The sequence below is a fragment of the Streptomyces virginiae genome, from assembly GCF_040638905.1.
GTDB classification, from domain to species: Bacteria; Actinomycetota; Actinomycetes; order Streptomycetales; family Streptomycetaceae; genus Streptomyces; species Streptomyces virginiae_B.
Genome location: NZ_JBEZYV010000009.1, coordinates 82,951 through 101,124, shown reverse-complemented (window position 1 = coordinate 101,124; position 18,174 = coordinate 82,951). Strand labels below are relative to the sequence as shown.

The 18,174-nt window shown below is 73.0% G+C and carries 16 protein-coding genes and 1 pseudogene; 9 read left to right on the top strand and 8 right to left on the bottom strand.

Going from position 1 to position 18,174, the window contains the following annotated elements; genetic code table 11:
• Nucleotides 1-28: 28 nt before the first annotated feature.
• The 4 genes and pseudogenes from AB0F82_RS15250 to AB0F82_RS15235 all read left to right on the top strand — a co-directional run.
• Nucleotides 29-1,432: pseudogene (locus AB0F82_RS15250) on the top strand (HtaA domain-containing protein); the annotation flags it as partial.
• A gap of 507 nt (nt 1,433-1,939) precedes the next feature.
• Nucleotides 1,940-3,376 (top strand): HtaA domain-containing protein, encoded by a 1,437-nt coding sequence (locus AB0F82_RS15245; protein ID WP_362627346.1) that lies wholly within the window; start codon nt 1,940-1,942, stop codon nt 3,374-3,376.
• Nucleotides 3,377-3,395: 19 nt separating this feature from the next.
• Entirely contained in the window at nt 3,396-4,058 is a 663-nt protein-coding gene (locus AB0F82_RS15240) for a PhzF family phenazine biosynthesis protein (protein WP_362627343.1), read from the top strand.
• A 241-nt stretch (nt 4,059-4,299) separates the two neighbouring features.
• Nucleotides 4,300-4,635: a hypothetical protein gene (locus AB0F82_RS15235; RefSeq protein ID WP_362627340.1), complete on the top strand. Its 336-nt coding sequence runs from the start codon at nt 4,300-4,302 to the stop codon at nt 4,633-4,635.
• A gap of 70 nt (nt 4,636-4,705) precedes the next feature.
• Here the strand turns inward: AB0F82_RS15235 and AB0F82_RS15230 are convergent, their stop codons facing one another.
• Both AB0F82_RS15230 and map read right to left on the bottom strand, forming a co-directional pair.
• Complete coding sequence (locus AB0F82_RS15230; protein WP_356814218.1) at nt 4,706-5,353, bottom strand: heme oxygenase (biliverdin-producing); 648 nt, start codon at nt 5,351-5,353, stop codon at nt 4,706-4,708.
• Between the two features lie 127 nt (nt 5,354-5,480).
• Nucleotides 5,481-6,338 (bottom strand): type I methionyl aminopeptidase, encoded by an 858-nt coding sequence (gene map, locus AB0F82_RS15225; protein ID WP_356814217.1) that lies wholly within the window; start codon nt 6,336-6,338, stop codon nt 5,481-5,483.
• A 93-nt stretch (nt 6,339-6,431) separates the two neighbouring features.
• Here map and AB0F82_RS15220 point away from each other — a divergent pair, with 93 nt between their 5' ends.
• A complete protein-coding gene (locus AB0F82_RS15220) occupies nt 6,432-6,674 on the top strand; it encodes a hypothetical protein (RefSeq protein WP_356814216.1) in 243 nt (80 codons plus the stop codon).
• 15 nt (nt 6,675-6,689) lie between these two features.
• Here the strand turns inward: AB0F82_RS15220 and AB0F82_RS15215 are convergent, their stop codons facing one another.
• A complete protein-coding gene (locus AB0F82_RS15215) occupies nt 6,690-7,295 on the bottom strand; it encodes a hypothetical protein (RefSeq protein ID WP_362627335.1) in 606 nt (201 codons plus the stop codon).
• An 84-nt stretch (nt 7,296-7,379) separates the two neighbouring features.
• On the opposite strand from AB0F82_RS15215, the gene npdG reads away from it, so the two are divergent.
• Nucleotides 7,380-8,084: an NADPH-dependent F420 reductase gene (gene npdG, locus AB0F82_RS15210; RefSeq protein WP_362627332.1), complete on the top strand. Its 705-nt coding sequence runs from the start codon at nt 7,380-7,382 to the stop codon at nt 8,082-8,084.
• Between the two features lie 99 nt (nt 8,085-8,183).
• On the top strand, nt 8,184-8,372 hold the full coding sequence (locus tag AB0F82_RS15205; RefSeq protein WP_030659233.1) for a hypothetical protein: 189 nt from the start codon (nt 8,184-8,186) through the stop codon (nt 8,370-8,372).
• Nucleotides 8,373-8,392: 20 nt separating this feature from the next.
• Here AB0F82_RS15205 and AB0F82_RS15200 read toward each other — a convergent pair whose 3' ends face one another.
• Together AB0F82_RS15200 and AB0F82_RS15195 are read right to left on the bottom strand one after the other, a co-directional pair.
• Nucleotides 8,393-9,010, bottom strand: a complete 618-nt coding sequence (locus tag AB0F82_RS15200; RefSeq protein WP_362627329.1) for a DUF7691 family protein — start codon at nt 9,008-9,010, stop codon at nt 8,393-8,395.
• A gap of 62 nt (nt 9,011-9,072) precedes the next feature.
• A complete protein-coding gene (locus AB0F82_RS15195; protein ID WP_356814210.1) occupies nt 9,073-9,873 on the bottom strand; it encodes a site-2 protease family protein in 801 nt (266 codons plus the stop codon).
• 73 nt (nt 9,874-9,946) lie between these two features.
• On the opposite strand from AB0F82_RS15195, the gene AB0F82_RS15190 reads away from it, so the two are divergent.
• The gene (locus AB0F82_RS15190) at nt 9,947-13,894 is read left to right on the top strand and encodes a BTAD domain-containing putative transcriptional regulator (RefSeq protein ID WP_362627326.1); all 3,948 of its coding nucleotides are present in this window, start codon (nt 9,947-9,949) and stop codon (nt 13,892-13,894) included.
• Between the two features lie 57 nt (nt 13,895-13,951).
• Here the strand turns inward: AB0F82_RS15190 and AB0F82_RS15185 are convergent, their stop codons facing one another.
• From AB0F82_RS15185 to panB, 3 genes are all read right to left on the bottom strand, one after another.
• A complete protein-coding gene (locus AB0F82_RS15185) occupies nt 13,952-14,803 on the bottom strand; it encodes an ABC transporter permease (protein WP_362627323.1) in 852 nt (283 codons plus the stop codon).
• On the bottom strand, nt 14,800-15,822 hold the full coding sequence (locus AB0F82_RS15180; protein ID WP_436842096.1) for an ATP-binding cassette domain-containing protein: 1,023 nt from the start codon (nt 15,820-15,822) through the stop codon (nt 14,800-14,802). Before AB0F82_RS15180 ends, AB0F82_RS15185 begins: the two co-directional genes overlap by 4 nt.
• A gap of 147 nt (nt 15,823-15,969) precedes the next feature.
• A complete protein-coding gene (gene panB, locus AB0F82_RS15175) occupies nt 15,970-16,839 on the bottom strand; it encodes a 3-methyl-2-oxobutanoate hydroxymethyltransferase (RefSeq protein ID WP_030832402.1) in 870 nt (289 codons plus the stop codon).
• A 288-nt stretch (nt 16,840-17,127) separates the two neighbouring features.
• On the opposite strand from panB, the gene AB0F82_RS15170 reads away from it, so the two are divergent.
• Nucleotides 17,128-18,156, top strand: a complete 1,029-nt coding sequence (locus tag AB0F82_RS15170) for an endonuclease/exonuclease/phosphatase family protein (RefSeq protein WP_362627316.1) — start codon at nt 17,128-17,130, stop codon at nt 18,154-18,156.
• Nucleotides 18,157-18,174: the final 18 nt, after the last annotated feature.

Genomic DNA, 18,174 nt, shown 5'->3' with positions numbered 1-18,174 from the left:
TTGCTTGACAGATCTGGAGGGGGCATTCATGCCCGCGAGACCCGTCCGTACGCTCACCATCGCCCTGCTGGCGGGCCTGTTGGGGGCCCTGCTGTCGGCGAGTGCCACTCACGCGGGCGCCGTACAGGGGGGCCGGCTGGACTGGGGCGTCAAGTCGTCCTTCCAGAGTTATGTCACCGGCCCGGTGGCAAAAGGCGGTTTCAAGCTGAAGAGCGGAGCCGCCACGGTCGGCGGAAGCCAGTTCCGCTTCCATTCGGCGACCGGCTCCTACGACCCGGGGCCCGGCACGTTCGAAGCCTCGTACACGGGCGGAGTCACGTTCCAGGGTCATCAGAAGTCCGACGGCGTGTACGAGCTGGACATGACCGTCAGCCGCCCCACCGTCAAGATCGGCGATGGCGGCGGGACGCTGTACGTGGACGTTTCCAGCAAGGCCAAGGACACCGGCACGGTCAGCAACCAGAGCCAGGTGCCCTTCGCGACGCTGGGCGTCGGCGGGATCAACATGAAGGGCGGCGCCACCCCGCTGACCCTCACGAACATCCCGGTCACCCTCACCGCCCAGGGCGCCCGGGCGTTCGCCGGCTACTACCCGGCCGGTGCACAGCTCGATCCCCTCTCCCTGTCCGCATCCCTGTCCGCCGACGTGAAGACGGCCCCGGCCGCGGAGTCCTCGCCGCCGGTGGCCCCGCAGCCGAGCGCCACGGCCCAGGCGTCGCAGGCGCCGGGCGCCTTCACCGACGCCGCCGTCGACTGGGGGGTGCGCCGCACCTTCCGGGAGTACGTCACCGGCTCGATCGGCCGGGGCAAGTGGACCCTGGCCGAAGGGGCCCAGGACGGCGGCGCGCTGTTCCGATTCCCGCAGGGCAGGGGTGCGTACGACGGCGAGAAAGGCACTCTTGAGGCCGCTTTCGCCGGCACCGTCCGGTTCACCGGCACCCACCTGGACCTGAGGCTCGGCAAAGTGGGCGTGAAGGTGGATAACGGCAAGGGCGTGCTGTCCGCGGACGTCACGACCGCGGGCACGACGAAGAACGCCGTCGCGCTGGTGGAGTTCGATGCCAAGGGCCTCAAGGGCGAGGGCGCGCTGGTGACTTTGACCGAGGCCCCGGCCACCCTCACCGAGGGCGGCTCCCACGCCTTCAACTCCCTGTACAGGGCGGGAACCGAGATGGACCCCGTCTCGCTCGCCGTCGCCCTCGACGCGACCGCGAAGCTGCCGGCCCTGCCCGACCTGGGCTCCACGGCCTCGCCGTCGGCCGCGCCCGCTCCCGCACCGTCGGCGGGCGAACCCGCTCCCGCCGCGGAGTCGGGCTCGTCCTCGAGCACCGGCCTCTACGCCGGCCTGGCCGCGGCCGTCCTGCTGCCGGCCGGCGCCGGAGCCCTCCTGATGGCCCGCAAGCGCCGTACGGCAGCCCCAACGGCCGCCGCCTCCGCCCCCGCTGCCGGTGCGGCTCCCGCCGCCCCGGTGCCCACCCCGACCCCGGCCTCCGGCTCCGCCGCCGGGGCCCCTGCCACAGAGCCGGCGCGGTCTTCCGCCCCGCCTCCGGCCGCGGAGTCCGCTCCGGGTTCGGTCCCGGACCCGGCACCGGCTGGGGCCGCGAGGTCGGGTTCGGCCTCGGCCTCGGCTCCGGCCACGAAGTCCGCCCCCGCTCCGATCCCGCCGCAGGCCCCGGCTCCGGCTCCGGCCACGGCTCCGGCGACGGCCCCGGTCCCGGCCGCGAAGTCCGCTCCGGGCTCGGCCCCGGTCCCGGGCTCGGACCCGGCGACGGGATCCGCGCCGGGGGCGTCTGACGGACCGGATGGGCCGGGGGCGAAGGCGCCCGCACCGGCCGGGGCCGGTGCGGATGCCGACGGGCAGGACGCCCAGTCCGCCGACGCGCCGAAGTAGCGAACCACCCCCTTCCCCTTCCCCTTCCCTCTCCCAGGAGTTCCCGCCATGTCGTCCATCCGCCGCCCGATCTCCCTCGCGGCCGCCGTCCTGACCGCCGCCGCACTCGGCGCCACCGCCTTCGCACTGCCGGCCACCGCCGCGGGCGGCCCCCCGACCGGGCCGGTGAAGATCGTCGGAGGTTCCCTCGACTGGGGCGTCCTCGCCAGCTACCGCGCCTACGTGACCGGCATGGCCAAGGGCACCATCACCGTCGCCGACGGCGCCCGGCAGAACGCGGACGGCACCCTGCGGTTCGTCGAGCCGACGGGCCAGTACGACCCGGCCGGCGGCCACGTGGTGAAGGCGGCCTTCAAGGGCAGCGTCATCTTCTCCTCGCCCGCCCCGCCGACCGGCCACGGTTTCGAGGTCAAGCTCTCCGACATCCGGATCGACACCGGTACCAAGAAGCTGACCGCGGACGTCACCAAGTCCGGCGCCACGGCCCAGGACGTGCCGCTGGCCACGGTGGCCTTCGCCGGCCAGTCGATGACAGGCCTCGCGACGACCCTCACCAAGGAGGCCGCGGACGCACTCGGTTCCCCGGGCTACGAGGGCAGGGCCGGCGACCCGCTCACCGCGAGCCTGAAGTTCGAGGAGCCCCCGGCCCCCGAGCCGACCCCGACGAAGCCGACCCCCACCAAGGACCCCGCCCCGCCGGCCGACGGGACGCAGAAGGCCCTCAACGGCAAGCTGACGTGGGGCGTGAAGGAGTCCTTCCGCCGGTACGTGCTGGGGGCGGGCTCGATCACCCCCGCCGGCGGCGCCGCCAAGAACGGCGACCTCTTCGACTTCGCCTTCGGCAAGGGCGAGCTGGACGTGGCGAAGCAGAAGCTGAACGCCTCCTTCGAGGGCAACCTCCGCTTCCAGTACGCCGCCCACGGCATCGACATGACCTTCGCCAACCCCCGCGTCGACACCACCGGCAGGACCGGCACCCTCTACGTCGACGTCAAGAACTCCGCCGGCAGCAGGACGGGCGTCGCCTTCGCCACGCTCGACCTGTCGAAGACCGACTACAAGACCAAGAACGGCGTGCTGGCGCTGAACGCCGTACCCGCGGCCTTCACCGCCGACGGCGCGGCCGCCTTCGCCAACGACACCACCGGCTCCATGTACAAGGCCGGCGACGCGATCGATCCGCTCACCTTCGCGGTGGCGGTGGACAAGGACGCGACCCTGCCGTCCACGGGCGGCAGCACCGACGGCGGGGCCACGGGCGGCAGCGCCGGCGGCAGCTCCGGCGCAACCGCCGGAGGGAGCGCCGGCGGTACGGGCGGCACCGCGGGCGGCGGTTCGGCCGGGGGCGGCTCCGTCGGCGGCAACCTCGCCGACACCGGGGCCGAGATCCCGGCCGGGGCCCTGCTCACCACCTCCGGTGTCGTGATCGCGGCCGGCGCGGGCGCGCTCCACCTCGCACGCAGGCGGCGTACGGCCCACGTCTGAACCGTGCTTGAATTTCCGCGTGAACGATCTCGATGTGCTGAGGGTCTTCTGCGCGGGTGACGGCCGGTACGGCAACCTGCTCGGTGTCGTGCGCGACGGCCGGACCTGCCCCGACGACGAGTCCCGGCAGGCGCTGGCCGCCGAACTCGGCTACAGCGAGACGGTGTTCGTCGACGACCCCGAGCGCGGGGTCGTCGACATCCGCACCCCCGGCACGCGGATGTCCTTCGCGGGACACCCGCTGGTCGGGGTCGCGTGGCTGCTGGACATCGAGGAGCTCCAGCCGCCCGTCGGCTCCGTATGGGCCCGTGACGACGGCGAGTTCACCTGGATCACGGCCCGGCCCGAATGGGTCGAGGGCAAGCGCACCCGGCAGTACGACAGCGTCGCCGAGGTCGAGGCGCTCCCGGCGCCGCCGCAGGGCGAGGGCTGGCTGTACGCCTGGGCGTGGGAGGACGAGGCCGCGGGCCGGGTACGGGCCCGGGGCTTCCCGCGGCGCCCCGACGGGGTCATCGCCGAGGACGAGGCCACCGGTTCGGCGGCGATCCTGCTGACGGCCGAGCTCGACCGCGCCCTGAACATCACCCAGGGCGCCGGTTCCCAGATCCTCACCGCCCCCGGTGCGGACGGCACCATCGAGGTCGGCGGCCGCGTCCGCTTCGCCCCGCCCGCGACCCCCTAGGGCTGTCCTGTAATTTCCGGCGGGCGCACGACGTACGGCACCTCGCCGCGTTGGCGGAACGCCCGGATACGGCCCAGTATCAGGACGCTCCTCCGCCTGGCGGTGCACCGCATCCGACGCGGCGCGCCGACCCACCGGGGTTGAGGGGACAGCCTTCAGGTACCCCGTTAGGTACCCCGTCCGGGAGAAATGAGTACGCGGGCCCTGACGCGGGCGCCGGTCGGCGTCGTGCAATGGCGTCATGACGACGCCGACGACCCCGACGACCCCGACGCCCGCGCACCCCGACGAGCGGCGGCCGTGGCTGCCGGTGGCGGTGATGTTCACCGTGCTGGCGCCGGCCGCCGCGTGGCTCGGCCAGGCGCTCTCGTACGGGCCGGGTGCCCCGGGCCCCTACGCCCTGTTCTACGTCGCGCCGTTGGCGCTGGTGGCCGCCACCTGGATCCCGCCGCGGACCGGCGCGCAGCGCAGGCGGCGCCTCGCGCTGGGGAGCGCCGGCTGCCTCATGGCCCTCTTCTACCCGAACGTACTGCTCGTCACCTGGCTCGTCCTCTGGGCGCTCACGGCGGGACCCTGAAACAGCCGCGGGGCCGGGCCAGGTGCACTGCGCACCCGTCCCGTACCCGTACCCGTTCCCCTCCCCGGGGTCACGCGCTGAGGGGGAACTCCTCGCCCAGCTCGCGGAAGACCGCGCCGTTGAAGTCGAAGGCGCGCTTGCACTCGTCGATGATGCGCTGCTTCTCCAGGTCGTCCGCGGCGATCGCGTCCAGCAGCTCGCGGTAGGTCCGCTTGAAGGCCGCCGGGTTGGAGATGTCCGCGAAGACGTAGAAGCGGACGCCGTCGCCCTTGCGCTCGAAGCCCCACGTCCGCTCCGCCTTGTCGCGGATGATCTGTCCGCCGGAGAGGTCGCCCAGGTAACGGGTGTAGTGGTGGGCGACGTACCCGCCCGGCCACTCGGCCGCGCACTGGGCCACACGTGCGGCGTAGGCCTCGGTCGCGGGCAGCGCCACCACGGTCTCGCGCCACCGCGGGCCCAGCAGGTGCGCGAGGTCCCGCTCTATCTCCGCGACGCGCATCAGCTCGGGCCGGATGAACGGGCCTGCCACCGGGTCGTCCTTGAGGGACTCGGCCGCCTCCTCCAGGGCCCGGTACACGAACCACAGCTGCTCGGTGTACCGCGTGTACGCGTCCACGCCGAGCCGTCCTCCCAGCAGGTCGCTCATGAAGGTCGACGTCTCGGCCTCGGTGTGCTGCTCGTGCGACGCGACGCGGATGACCGTAGAGAAGGCGTCCAAGGCGGACCTCCAGAAAGAGGAAACGGGCGTGGCGGCAGTGCCGCCACGCCCGATACTCCTACTTAGGCATGCCTAAGTCAATGAGTTCCCGACGTGGTGTCGGTAAAAAATCCGGTCGGGTAACCGGCTAGGGAAGGGTCAGGATGTCCGCCCCGGAGTCCGTCACCACCAGGGTGTGCTCGAACTGTGCGGTGCGCTTGCGGTCCTTCGTGACGACCGTCCAGCCGTCGTCCCACATGTCGTAGTCGTGGGTGCCCAGGGTCAGCATCGGCTCGATCGTGAAGGTCATCCCCGGCTCGATGACCGTGGTCGCGTGCGGGCTGTCGTAGTGCGGGATGATCAGGCCGGAGTGGAAGGACGAGTTGATGCCGTGGCCGGTGAAGTCCCGGACCACGCCGTAGCCGAAGCGCTTCGCGTACGACTCGATGACCCGGCCGATGACGTTGATCTGGCGGCCCGGCTTGACGGCCTTGATCGCCCGGTTCAGTGCCTCGCGCGTGCGCTCCACCAGCAGGCGCGACTCCTCGTCCACGTCCCCGCACAGGTAGGTGGCGTTGTTGTCGCCGTGCACCCCGCCGATGTATGCCGTCACGTCGAGGTTCACGATGTCGCCGTCGCGCAGGACGGTGGAATCGGGGATGCCGTGACAGATGACCTCGTTCACGGAGGCGCAGAGCGACTTCGGGAAGCCCCGGTAGCCGAGCGTCGAGGGGTAGGCGCCGTGGTCGCACATGTAGGCGTGGGCGACCCGGTCGAGCTCGTCGGTGGTCACCCCCGGCGCGATCAGCTTGGCGGCCTCTTCCATCGCCTGGGCGGCGATCCGGCCGGCGATGCGCATGGCCTCGATGGTCTCGGGCGTCTGCACCTCCGGTCCGGTGTACGGAGTGGGCGCGGGCTTGCCGACGTACTCGGGTCGGCGGATGTTTCCGGGAACGGAACGGGCGGGAGAGAGCTCGCCTGGTACGAGCAGCGACTGACCGGACATGCAAGCGAGTGTATCCAGCGGGGATGGGGCAGCATGGCGGGATAGAGCGGCACACAGCGGCTTGCGGAGGCATCGAGAGGAGCCTGGACGGCGATGGCCCTGTTCAAGAAGCGCCAGGTGGGCAAACCCGGCGAGTGGTACTACTGCCTGGTCCACCACAAGGTCGAGGAAGGCCCCGAGTGCCCGGCCAAGGACCGGTTCGGCCCTTACGGAACGCCCGAGGAGGCCGCCCACGCCATGGAGACGGCGCAGGAACGCAACCTGGAGTGGCAGAACGACCCCAACTGGAACGACAAGACCCGCGAGGAAGAAGAGGGCACGGGCACCGCCGGCTGACGGGCCCGTAGGCGGCTACCAGCGGCTGGGCGGCGGCGCGGTCAGCCGGTCGACGAGCCCCGCCAGCCGGTCCCGCAGTCGGCGGGACCCGCGCGGCGCCGGCGGGCCGTTCTCCCCGGCCGCCGCGCTGACCAGGTGCTGCACGGTGTCCAGGTCCAGCTCGGCGCCGCCCTCCGGCACCGACAGGGCGTCGTGCGCGAGCGCGGCCAGGTCCCGGTCCCCGCCGTCCAGGGACAGTACGGTCGCCCCCGCGCGCCGGGCGTCGTGCACGCGCTCCAGCAGCCCTTCGCCAGGCTCCCGGGGCGCCACCACCAGCACCGTGTGCCCGCGCCCGGCCGCCGCCAGCCGGCCCAGCCCCACCGACAGGTGCGGCGGCTCCCCGGGCCGTACCCGGTGGCGCACGAGCGTCGGCGACAGCTCCGGGCTGCCCGCCCAGGCGGCCTCGTCCACGAGGTGCGCCGCCAGGTGCCACGGCTCGTAGCCCTCGGTCCCCACGAGCAGCAGGTTCCCGCCGGCCGGAACGACGGACCGGCGCAGCGAGCCGGCGAAGCGGCGGGCGTCGCCCGGCCACTGCGTACCGGCGAGCACCTCGCGCAGCAGGGCGACCCTGACGGCATCCATGGCGGCATCCTGCCGCATCACGCCGACACGGGGGGCGCTTCCCCGCTCTTCGACCGTGGGCTACCCGGCAGTACCCTCGCCCCCATGACTTCCTCAGACAGCACGCAGAAGCCGCCGGCCAAGGACCCCTGGGACCTGCCGGACGTGTCCGGCCTCGTCGTCGGCGTCCTCGGCGGCACCGGCGACCAGGGCCGGGGCCTCGCCTACCGGCTCGCCCGCGCCGGCCAGAAGGTGATCATCGGCTCCCGTGCCGCCGACCGCGCCCGGAGCGCCGCCGACGAACTGGGGCTCGGAGTGGAGGGCGCCGACAACGCCGAGTGCGCGCGCCGCAGCGACATCGTCATCATCGCGGTGCCGTGGGAGGGCCACGCCAAGACCCTCGAAGCGCTGCGCGAGGACCTCGCGGGCAAGCTCGTCGTGGACTGCGTCAACCCGCTCGGCTTCGACAAGCAGGGCGCCTACGCCCTCCAGGTCGAAGAGGGCAGCGCCGCCCAGCAGGCCGCCGCCCTGCTTCCGGACTCCCGCGTCACCGCGGCCTTCCACCACCTCTCGGCGGTCCTCCTCCAGGACGAGTCGATCGACGAGATCGACACCGATGTCATGGTCCTCGGCGAATCCCGCGCCGACACCGACGTCGTCCAGGCCCTGGCCGCCCGCATCCCGGGCATGCGCGGCATTTTCGCGGGCCGCCTGCGCAACGCCCACCAGGTCGAGGCCCTCGTGGCGAACCTGATCTCCACCAACCGCCGCTACAAGGCTCACGCGGGCCTCCGCACGACGGACGTCTGACCGGTCCGTACCCGGCCGGGTCCTTTACGGCAGCACTGCGGGGCATGGGGGACACTGGAGGGGCTCGACCCCCTTACGTGTTCCCGAGGAGCTCTTCCCATGCCCCGCCTTGCCGTCTTCGCCGTTGTCGTCTGCGCCCTTGCCGTGGCCGCGGCCGTCGTCGCCTTCGTGGAGGGCAGCTTCCTCGGGATCGTGTGGGTGCTGCTGGCGGGCCTCACGTCCAACATGGCCTGGTACTACATGCGCAAGGCCAAGGCCGAGAAGGCCGCCACCGCCCGCAACGTCTGAGCCGCGGCGGCCGCCGCCGCTCAGTGCAGCCAGAAGAAGACGGTGTCCTCGGTGCGGCCCGCCCTCTTCGTCCGCTCCCACTCCTCGGCCTCGACCCGCATGGGCCCCAGGAGCACTTCCGCCGTCTCGCGCACCTCGGGGTCGAGGCGGTCCAGGACCGCCTCGTACGCCCGGACCAGCTCCGCGGCCCGGGAGGCCGGGAAGGTGCCCATGGACGGGAGGACGTCGCCCGGGTGCGGGAGGCGGATCGGCGGGCCGGAGAAGAGGAGCGCGGCGGGCGCCAGGTCGGCCGGGACCCCGTGGCGGGTCATCTCCTCGTCGACGGTGTGGAACCAGGAGGGCCGCCGCCAGTGGCCGAGGTCGTAGGTGTCGGAGAAGTTCACCGCCACCAGCGCCTGGAAGGCGTACCTGTAGCCGGGCCCCATGTCCGTGCTGGGGCCGTCGGCCAGCAGTTCCTCCAGCGCCTGGGCGACCGGCACGCCCAGTGTGATGCCGTGGTCGTCGAGGCGGGCGTCGATCCGGGCGCACCGCTCCCGCGCGACGGCCAGGACGCGGTCCTGTTCGGGCGTCCGCTCCACCGCCGTCAGCAGCCGGATGACGACCCGCATGTCGCCGGTGCTCATCTCCAGGTTTCCCATGGCTCCATTCCGTCCGTATGTCGGCGACGTTCATGATCGCCGACTGTTGAGGTCCGCAGCCCTCAGTCCTGCGGGACCTCGCACAGGCCGGTGCCCTCCTGCCAGAAGCGGTAGAGGTCGCGGCCGCAGTAGGTCTCCAGGTCCGACACGCCCAGCGCCGACAGCACGCCGTCCACCGCGTCGAAGAAGACGGCGTTGACCGCCGGGATCCACAGCAGCGCGAAGACGGCGATCAGGCCGAACGGCGCCAGCGGCTCCACCTCGCGCCGCACCCGGTACGACAGCCAGGGCTCGATCACCCCGTAGCCGTCGAGGCCCGGCACCGGCAGGAAGTTCAGGATCGCCGCCGTCACCTGGAGCATCGCGAGAAAGCCCAGGGCGTAGCGGAAGGCGAGCGGTACCCCGTCCAGCGCGTCCAGCCAGAACGGCGCCGTGCAGACGACCGCGAAGACCACGTTCGTGAGCGGGCCCGCCGCCGAGATCAGGCTGTGCTTCCAGCGGCCCTGGATCCGGTCCCGCTCGATGAAGACGGCGCCGCCCGGCAGACCGATCCCACCCAGGATCACGAAGACCACCGGAAGGACGATGCTGAGCAGCGCGTGCGTGTACTTGAGCGGGTTCAGCGTCAGGTAGCCCTTGGCGCCGACCGTGAGGTCGCCGCCGTGCAGGGCGGTCCGGGCGTGCGCGTACTCGTGCAGGCAGAGGGAGACGATCCACGCCGACGTCACGAAGAGGAACACCGCGAGCCCGGTGCTCGTCGAGTACCCCGTCCACACCGCCCAGCCCGTGACGGCCATGACGGCGAAGATGCCGAGGAATACCGAACTGATCCGCCGCTCGTGGCGGGCACCCTGATGACCCATGCGGGGAAACCTATCCCGGGCCGCGTACGGAAAACGGTTCGGGGCCGAGCCGGGGTCCGGGGACAATGGGCCGGTGCGTTATGCGATTCTCGGCTCCGCCCAGGCCCACCGCGACGACGGGACCCCCGTAACCGTCGGCGGGGCACGCCTGCGTGCGCTCCTGACGGCGCTCGCGCTGCGCCCGGGGCGGGTGGTGCCGGTGCGGCTGCTGGTCGACGAGGTGTGGGACGCCGACCCGCCGGCGGACGCCGTGGCCGCCCTGCAGGCACTGGTCGGCCGGCTGCGCCGGGCGCTGGGGCACACGGCCGTACTGTCCGCCGAGGGCGGCTACCAGCTGGCCGCCGAGCGGGAGGACGTCGACCTGTACCGCTTCGAGCGGCTGGCCCGGGCCGGCGCCGAGGCGCGGGACCCGGCCGAGGCCGCCGCCCTGTACGAGGAGGCCCTCGCCCTGTGGCGCGGCCCGGCTCTCGCGGACCTGCCCGACCCGGCCGCGGAGGCCGCGCGCTGGGAGGCCGTACGGATGGACGCGCGCCGGGGCCGGCTCACGGCGGCCCTGGCCCTGGGCCGGCCCGAGCAGTGCCTGCCGGAGCTGACCGCGCTGTGTGCGCGGCAGCCGCTGGACGAGCCGCTCCAGGCACTGCGGATCCGGGCCCTGCGCGACGCGGGCCGCCCGGCGGAGGCCCTGTCCGCCTACGACGAGGTACGCCGGGACCTGGCCGACCGGCTCGGCACGGACCCCGGACCGGCCCTGCGCGCTCTCCACGCCGAACTCCTGGACCCGGCGGATCCCGCCCCGATGACCTGGTCGGCGGCTGCGGGGCCGAGGTTCGCACCCGCCGGCCCGGAACACCCGGCCGACGCCCCGGACCGCTCCCCGGCCCCGACCCACGGCATGGCCCCGGGCCATGGCACGGCCGAGGGTCAGGCCCATGCCCATGCCCATGCCCAGGGTCAGGCCCCGGCCCCGAGCCACGGCACGGACCCGGCCCCGGCCCATGGCCCGGCCATGGCCCATGCCCAGGCCCCGAGCCACGGCACGGCCTCGGGCTATGGCACGGCCCCGGCCCATGGCCCGGCCCCGGCCCATGGCCCGGCCATGGCCCACGGCACGGCCCCGGGCCATGGCACGGCCCAGGGTCAGGCCCATGCCCAGGGTCAGGCCCATGCCCAGGGTCAGGCCCATGCCCAGGGCCAGGCCCATGCCCAGGGCCAGGGCCATGCCCAGGGCCAGGCCCATGCCCAGGCCCCGAGCCACGGCACGGCCTCGGGCTATGGCCCGGCCCCGGCCCATGGCACGGCCCCGGCCTATGGCACGGCCCCGGGCCCGGGCCACGGGGCGGCCGGCGGCCGCGGTCCCGCCTCCCCGGCCCCCGGCCCGCAGACCGGGCCCGGTGCGGGCAGGGGCACCGGATCCGCGCCCGCCCCCGCAACCGCCCCCGCCCCGCCCGGCCAGGGCAACGGCAACGGCAACGGCAACCTGCGGGCGCGGCTGACCACCTTCGTCGGCCGGGAGGACGACATCCGCGTCATCGGGGACGATCTCGCGCGGGCGCGGCTCGTCACGCTCCTCGGACCCGGCGGCGCCGGCAAGACCCGGCTCTCGCAGGAGGCCGCCGAGGCGCACGCGCCACGCGGCGGCTGGCCCGACGGCGTGTGGCTCGTCGAGCTGGCCCCCGTCGACGACCCGGAGGACGTCGCCGAGGCCACCCTCGCCGCGGTCGGCGCACGGGAGACCAAGCTGCGCGGCGCCGCCGCCGAGGAACTGCGGGCGCTGACCGACCGCAAGGGCGACGACCCCGCCACCCGCCTCGTCGAGCACTGCGCCCACCGCAGCCTGCTGCTCGTGCTCGACAACTGCGAGCACGTCGTCGAGGCCGCCGCCGAGCTCACCGAACGCCTCCTCACCCACTGCCCGGGCGTCCAGATCCTGGCCACCAGCCGCGAACCCCTCGGCGTGCCCGGGGAGTCCCTGCGCCCCGTCGAACCGCTGCCCGACCCGATCGCGCTGCGCCTGCTCGGCGACCGCGGGGCGGCGGCCCGCGCCGGATTCACCGTGGACGAGGACCCGGCCGCCGCCGCGGAGATCTGCCGCCGTCTCGACGGGCTGCCGCTCGCCATCGAGCTGGCCGCGGCCCGGCTGCGGCTGCTGACCCCGCGGCAGATCGCGGACCGGCTCGACGACCGTTTCCGGCTGCTGACCAGCGGCGCCCGTACCGTCCTGCCGCGCCAGCAGACCCTGCGGGCCGTCGTCGACTGGTCCTGGGGCCTCCTCGACGAGGCCGAGCGGACCGTCCTGCGCCGCCTGTCCGTCTTCGCCGGCGGCTGCGACCTCGCCGCCGCCGAAGCCGTCTGCGCCGACGGGGACGCCGACGGTGACGCCGACCGGGACGCCGCCTTCGACGTCGCCGACACCCTCGGCTCCCTCGTCGACAAGTCCCTCGTCGTCGCCGCCCCCGGCCCCGGCGCCTCCGGCATGCGCTACCGCCTCCTGGAGACGGTCGGCGAGTACGCCGCCGAGCGCCTCGGCGAAGCCGGCGGCGACCGCGAGGAAACCGCCCACCGCCACCTCGTCCACTACCGCGAGCTCGCCCGGACCAGCGACCCCCTGCTCCGCGGTCGCCGCCAGCGCGAGGCGGCGGAGCTGCTCGCCACCGAGTACGAGAACCTCCGTACGGCCCTGCGCCGGGCCGTCACCACCCGGGACGCGGACGAGGCGCTGTGCCTGGTCCACTCCCTGGGCTGGTACTGGCACCTGCACGACCAGCGGACCGAGTCCCGGCACTGGGCGGAGGCGGTCGCCACGCTCGGACCCAACCCCTTCGTGGCCCCGGTCGTCCCCGCCGAGCCGGTGTACGGGCAGCTCGTGGACGCGCCGCCGCCCTACACCGGTGAGGTGCTCGCCGAGGCCTGGCGCGCCCTGCACCTGGTCCGGCTGGCGGCGCGGGACCAGACCAACAAGGACTGGGACGACCCCGAGGTCCGGGCCCTGGTCGACGGGGTGATCGCCACCTACCGGCCCGGACTCCCGCAGACCTGCCGCACGCCGGCCTCCCTGTGGATCTACGCCGTCATGATCGCGGGCGACGCCGGGCTGCTCAAACAGGTCGTCGACGCGACCGTGGCCACCACCCGTGCGCTCGGCTACCGCTGGGAGCTCGCCTCCGCGCTCCAGCTGCGCGCCAACATCCTCGCCAACCGCGCCGACTGGGCGGGCGACGCCTCCCGCGACGCCGACGAGAGCCTGGAGCTCTTCCGGGAACTGGGCGACGACTGGGGCTGCGCGGAGGCGCTGTCCGCCCGCGCCGAGTCCCGGGAGCGGCGCGGCGAGCACGCCCTGGCCGCCCGCGACTACCGCGAGGCGATCGCCCACGCCGAACGCCTCGGTGCGAAGGCGCAGGTGACGGTGTTGCGCGTCCGGATGGCCGGGACGCTCACCGAGAACGGCGAAATGGCGGAGGCCGAGCGGATCCTCAACGAGATCACCGCCACGGTGCAGCGGTTCGGCAACGAGGCGATGCCCGCGGCCCGGATGTTCCTCGCGGGCATCCTCGGCCGTACCGGCCGGATCGCCGAGGCCCGCGTCCAGATCCAGGTGCTGCGCGAGGAGTTCGCCTACGGCGCCTACGCCATCTTCGACGTGTTCCTGCTGGCCACGTCGGCCTGGCTGGACAACCAGGACGGCCGCTACGAGGACGCCCTGCAGGGCATCCGGAACGCCGCGGCCGCCTTCCGGCACCCGCTGGCGCTGATGGTCGCCCCGCACCTGCCCGCCACCTTCCTGCTGACGGCGGCCGTCTCCCTCGTGTCGCCCGGCGGCCCGCGGCGGGAGTACGACGGCGCCCGGCTGCTCGGCGCCTACCGAGCCCTGCTGCCGCCCGACCACTTCCCGGTGACCACGGAACGCGAGGACTTCGCCCTCGCCGAGAAGCTGGCGCGGTCGGCGCTCGGCGACACCGCCTACGAGGCGGCGTACGCCGAAGGCGGCGGCCTCACCCTGGAGGAGGCCACCGCCCTCATCTGACCCGGCTCCCGGCCGGTGCCCGTCCGGGACGCGATCCGGAGTGGACCGGTCCCCGGGTCAGGTCTTCTGGCGGAACTTGCGCACCGCGAGCGGCATGGTGACCGCCGTGATAACCAGCGACCAGGCCAGCGTCATCCACACCGAATCACCCACGGGCGTCCCGTTGATCAGGGCCCGGGCCGCGTCCGCCAGGTTCGACAGCGGGTTGTAGTCCGTGAAGGTCTGCAGCCAGCCCGGCATCGTGGACGGCATGGCGAAGATGGAGCTGCCGAACTGGAGCGGCATGAGGACCATCATGGCCATGCCCTGGACGGCCTGCGCGGAGCTCAGGGTGAGACCCAGCAGAATGAAGATCCACATGAGCGAGGCGCCGAAGACCACCGACAGGCCGATGGACAGGAACAGGTCCACGATCGAGCCCTTGATCGTCAGGCCCAGGATGAAGCCCATGCCCAGCAGGATCGCGATGGCGACGAGCATCCGGCCGATCTCGACGACGATCTTGGCGAGGAGTACGGACGATCGGGCGATCGGCATGGACCGGAACCGGTCCATCACGCCCTTCTTGAAGTCGTCGTTGACCCCGGTGCCCACCGCCATGGCGATGTTCATGCCCATCATGGCCATGAGGCCCGGGACCAGGTAGCTGACGTACTGGCTCTGGTTGCCCTTGCCGGAGACGGCGCCGCCGAAGACGAACACGAACAGCAGCGTGAAGATGATCGGCATGAACAGGACGTCGAACATCGACTCCGGGTCCTGCTTGATCTGCAGGGCGTTGCGGCGCACCAGGGCGCCGATGTGCCGCAGGTTGGCCCGCAGGCCGATCCGGCCCTCCCCGCGCGGGGCGGCCACCGAGGGCTGACCGGGCGCGGTGGGCGCGGGCTTCGTCGTGGTTACGGTGCTCATGCCGCGACCTCCTCGGTCTTCTCGGTGGGGACGGAGTCCTCGACGAGGGTGGGCTTCTGGCCGGTGATGGCCAGGAACACCTCGTCGAGGCTGGGCAGGTAGGTGCCGAGGTCGGCGATCGCGTACCCGCGGGCGGCCAGCAGGCCGACCACGGCGGTCAGCTGCTCGTCGCTCAGGATCGGTACGAGGAGCACGCCCTCGTCCGGCACGGCCTGGGAGCCGGCCACGCCGTCCAGTCCGGCCTCGGCCAGCGAGCGGGCCATGCCCGGCAGGTCCGAGGAGGACACGGGACGGACCTTCAGGGTGCGGCCGCCGACGCGGGCCTTCAGCTCGTCGACCTTGCCCCTGGCGATGACCTTGCCGCGGTCGATGACCGTCAGCTCGCTCGCGAGCTGCTCGGCCTCCTCCATGTACTGCGTGGTGAGCAGCACGGTGGCGCCCTCCGCGACCAGGCGCTGGACCTCGTCCCACACCTCGTTGCGGGTGCGCGGGTCGAGACCGGTGGTCGGCTCGTCCAGGTAGATCACGGCCGGGCGGCCGATCAGGGAGGCGGCCAGGTCGAGCCGGCGGCGCATGCCGCCGGAGTAGTTCATGGCGGCCTTCTTCGCCGCCTCGGTCAGGGAGAAGCGCTCCAGCATCTCGTCCGCGCGGAGGCGGGCGTCCTTGCGGGAGAGGTCGAGCAGCCGCCCGATCATGTAGAGGTTCTCCCAGCCGGAGAGCTTCTCGTCGACCGAGGCGTACTGGCCGGTCAGGCCGATCGTGCGGCGCAGCTGCCGCGGCTGGCGGACCACGTCGAAGCCGGCGACGGTCGCCGTCCCCGCGTCGGGGACGACCAGGGTGGAGAGGCAGCGCACCAGCGTGGTCTTGCCGGCGCCGTTGGGCCCGAGGACCCCGAGGACCGTGCCCTCACGGACATCCAGGTCGACACCGTCGAGGGCCTTGGTCTCGCCGTAGTGCTTGACCAGCCCCCGCACCTCCACGGCGTTGGGGTTCTTGTCGTTTCGCGTCATGCCCACCATGGGACCAGGCGCCACTGACAAAGCACCGACAGGCGACCGACAAACGTACGACAGACATACGACAGCCCGCCGACGCGCGGTCGGCGGGCTGTCGGAGCGGTCACCCCACGTCAGCGGGGCGCTTCGCGGGGCGCTTCACGGGGCGCTTCAGTGGAACGCGTGCTGCTCCTGCGGGAAGGTTCCGCCGACGACGTCCTCGGCGAAGGCCTTCGCCGCGTCGGTCATCGTCTCGCGCAGCTTCGCGTACTGCTTGACGAACTTGGGCATCTTCCCGCCGGTCAGGCCCATCATGTCGGTCCACACCAGGACCTGCGCGTCGCACTCCGCGCCGGCGCCGATGCCGACCGTCGGGATGTGCAGGGACCGGGTGACCTCGGCGGCCAGCTCGGCCGGGACGAGCTCCAGCACCACCGCGAAGGCGCCCGCGTCCTGCGCGGCCTTCGCGTCGCGCAGCAGCTGGTGCGCGGCCTCGTCGCCGCGGCCCTGCACCCGGTAGCCCATGGCGTTGACCGACTGCGGGGTCAGACCCAGGTGGGACATGACGGGGATGCCCGACTGCACGATCAGCTCGGTCTGGGCCAGCGAACGCTCGCCGCCCTCCAGCTTCACGGCGCCCACTCCGGCCTCCTTGACCAGGCGCGTCGCGCTGCGGAGCGCCTGCACGGGGCCTTCCTGGTACGAGCCGAACGGCATGTCGCCGATGACCAGCGCACGGCTGGTGCCGCGCACGACGGCCGCCGACAGCATGGTCATGTGGTCCATCGTCACCGGGACGGTGGAGTCGAAACCGAGGTGGCAATTGCCCATCGAGTCGCCGACGAGGATGACCGGGATGCCGGACTCGTCGAAGACGGAAGCGGTCATCGCGTCGTAGGCGGTGAGCATGGGCCACTTCTCGCCGCGTTCCTTGGCGAGGGTCAGGTCGCGGACGGTGATGCGCCGGGTGCCCGTGCCTCCGTACAGGGTGGGGGAGGCGGCGGCTGCGGGTTCGCGGGCAGGCGAAACGGCGTGCGTCATTGCAACTGCTCCTTGTGTCATCTCGAGGCACCCTCACGGTGTCCCCGGACTCACCCACCATGGTGGCATCCCCGGGGGCGTGGGCGGAAGTGGTCCGCAGGGCCCGCCGGTCCGGTGGCGCCAATGTGCGCGTTTCGTGACAAGCGGAACCCCTTGCGTTCAGCCGTTCGTCCTCCCGTACGTGCGACCGTGACGGACGGTCGTGACATACGGCACGGAAGGCTCCGCTTCATCGCCTAGGGTCAAGGGGCGGGGACGGAGCGCGAGCACGGCAGTGAGGGCAGTGGCATGGCACAGGCGTACAGGACGGAATCGGGGAACGGCGGCTCGGAGCCCGAGCCCTCCGAGCCCCGCTTCGTGCGCCGGTTGGCCGAACTGGGCGGGGACCCCGGGATCTGGCGGCGCGGATGGGTGCTGGCGTCGATCGCGGCACTGCTGTCGCTGATCATGATCTTCCACGCCGAGCTGCCCAACGACGTCGGCAACCTCGGCAGCCTCACCGAGACCTTCCTGCCCTGGCTGGGCCTGGCCGTCCCGGTCCTGCTGGGCGGCGCAGTCCTGCGGCGGTCGGCCACCGCGCTGATCGCGGTCGTGCTGGCCGCGGTGGTCTGGCTGAACCTCTTCGGCGGTCTGGTCTTCGACAAGTCGGGCACCGGCGGCAACCTCGTCGTCGCCACCCACAACGTCGACGCCGACAACCCCGACCCGCGCGGCACCGCCGCCTCGGTCGCCCGCTCCGGGGCCGACGTCCTGGCCCTCACCGAGCTCAAGGGCGGGGTCGTCCCCGTCTACGAGAAGGCCCTGGCGAGCACGTACAAGTACCACTCGGTCGAGGGCACCGTCGGGCTGTGGAGCAAGTACCCGCTGAGCGGCAGCGCGCCCGTCGACATCCGGATGGGCTGGACCCGGGCCATGCGGGCCACCGTCGCCACCCCCCAGGGCGACGTCGCGGCCTTCGTCGCCCACCTGCCCTCGGTCCGCGTCAAGCTGAACGCCGGCTTCACCGCCAACCAGCGCGACGACAGCGCCGACGCGCTGGGCGCCGCGCTCGCCGCCGAGCCCCTGAAGAAGGTCGTCCTCCTCGGCGACCTGAACGGCACCATGAACGACCGCGCCCTGTCCGAGGTCACCTCGCAGATGCGCTCCACCCAGGGCGCGGCGGGCGACGGCTTCGGCTTCAGCTGGCCCGCGCAGTTCCCGATGGCCCGCATCGACCAGATCATGGTCCGCGGGATCCGGCCCGAGGCGTCCTGGACCCTGCCCCGCACGGGCAGCGACCACCTGCCGGTCGCCGCGCGGCTGCAGGTCCACAAGTAGCGGCGCACCCGGAACGCG

Coding starts and splice junctions, on each gene's coding strand:
- AB0F82_RS15245 (WP_362627346.1), top strand. CDS start 1,940: ATGTCGTCCATCCGCCGCCCGATCTCCCTCGCGGCCGCCGTCCTGACC.
- AB0F82_RS15235 (WP_362627340.1), top strand. CDS start 4,300: ATGACGACGCCGACGACCCCGACGACCCCGACGCCCGCGCACCCCGAC.
- map (WP_356814217.1), bottom strand. CDS start 6,338: ATGTCCGGTCAGTCGCTGCTCGTACCAGGCGAGCTCTCTCCCGCCCGT.
- AB0F82_RS15220 (WP_356814216.1), top strand. CDS start 6,432: ATGGCCCTGTTCAAGAAGCGCCAGGTGGGCAAACCCGGCGAGTGGTAC.
- AB0F82_RS15215 (WP_362627335.1), bottom strand. CDS start 7,295: ATGGATGCCGTCAGGGTCGCCCTGCTGCGCGAGGTGCTCGCCGGTACG.
- npdG (WP_362627332.1), top strand. CDS start 7,380: ATGACTTCCTCAGACAGCACGCAGAAGCCGCCGGCCAAGGACCCCTGG.
- AB0F82_RS15205 (WP_030659233.1), top strand. CDS start 8,184: ATGCCCCGCCTTGCCGTCTTCGCCGTTGTCGTCTGCGCCCTTGCCGTG.
- AB0F82_RS15200 (WP_362627329.1), bottom strand. CDS start 9,010: ATGGGAAACCTGGAGATGAGCACCGGCGACATGCGGGTCGTCATCCGG.
- AB0F82_RS15195 (WP_356814210.1), bottom strand. CDS start 9,873: ATGGGTCATCAGGGTGCCCGCCACGAGCGGCGGATCAGTTCGGTATTC.
- AB0F82_RS15185 (WP_362627323.1), bottom strand. CDS start 14,803: ATGAGCACCGTAACCACGACGAAGCCCGCGCCCACCGCGCCCGGTCAG.
- AB0F82_RS15180 (WP_436842096.1), bottom strand. CDS start 15,822: ATGGTGGGCATGACGCGAAACGACAAGAACCCCAACGCCGTGGAGGTG.
- panB (WP_030832402.1), bottom strand. CDS start 16,839: ATGACGCACGCCGTTTCGCCTGCCCGCGAACCCGCAGCCGCCGCCTCC.
- AB0F82_RS15170 (WP_362627316.1), top strand. CDS start 17,128: ATGGCACAGGCGTACAGGACGGAATCGGGGAACGGCGGCTCGGAGCCC.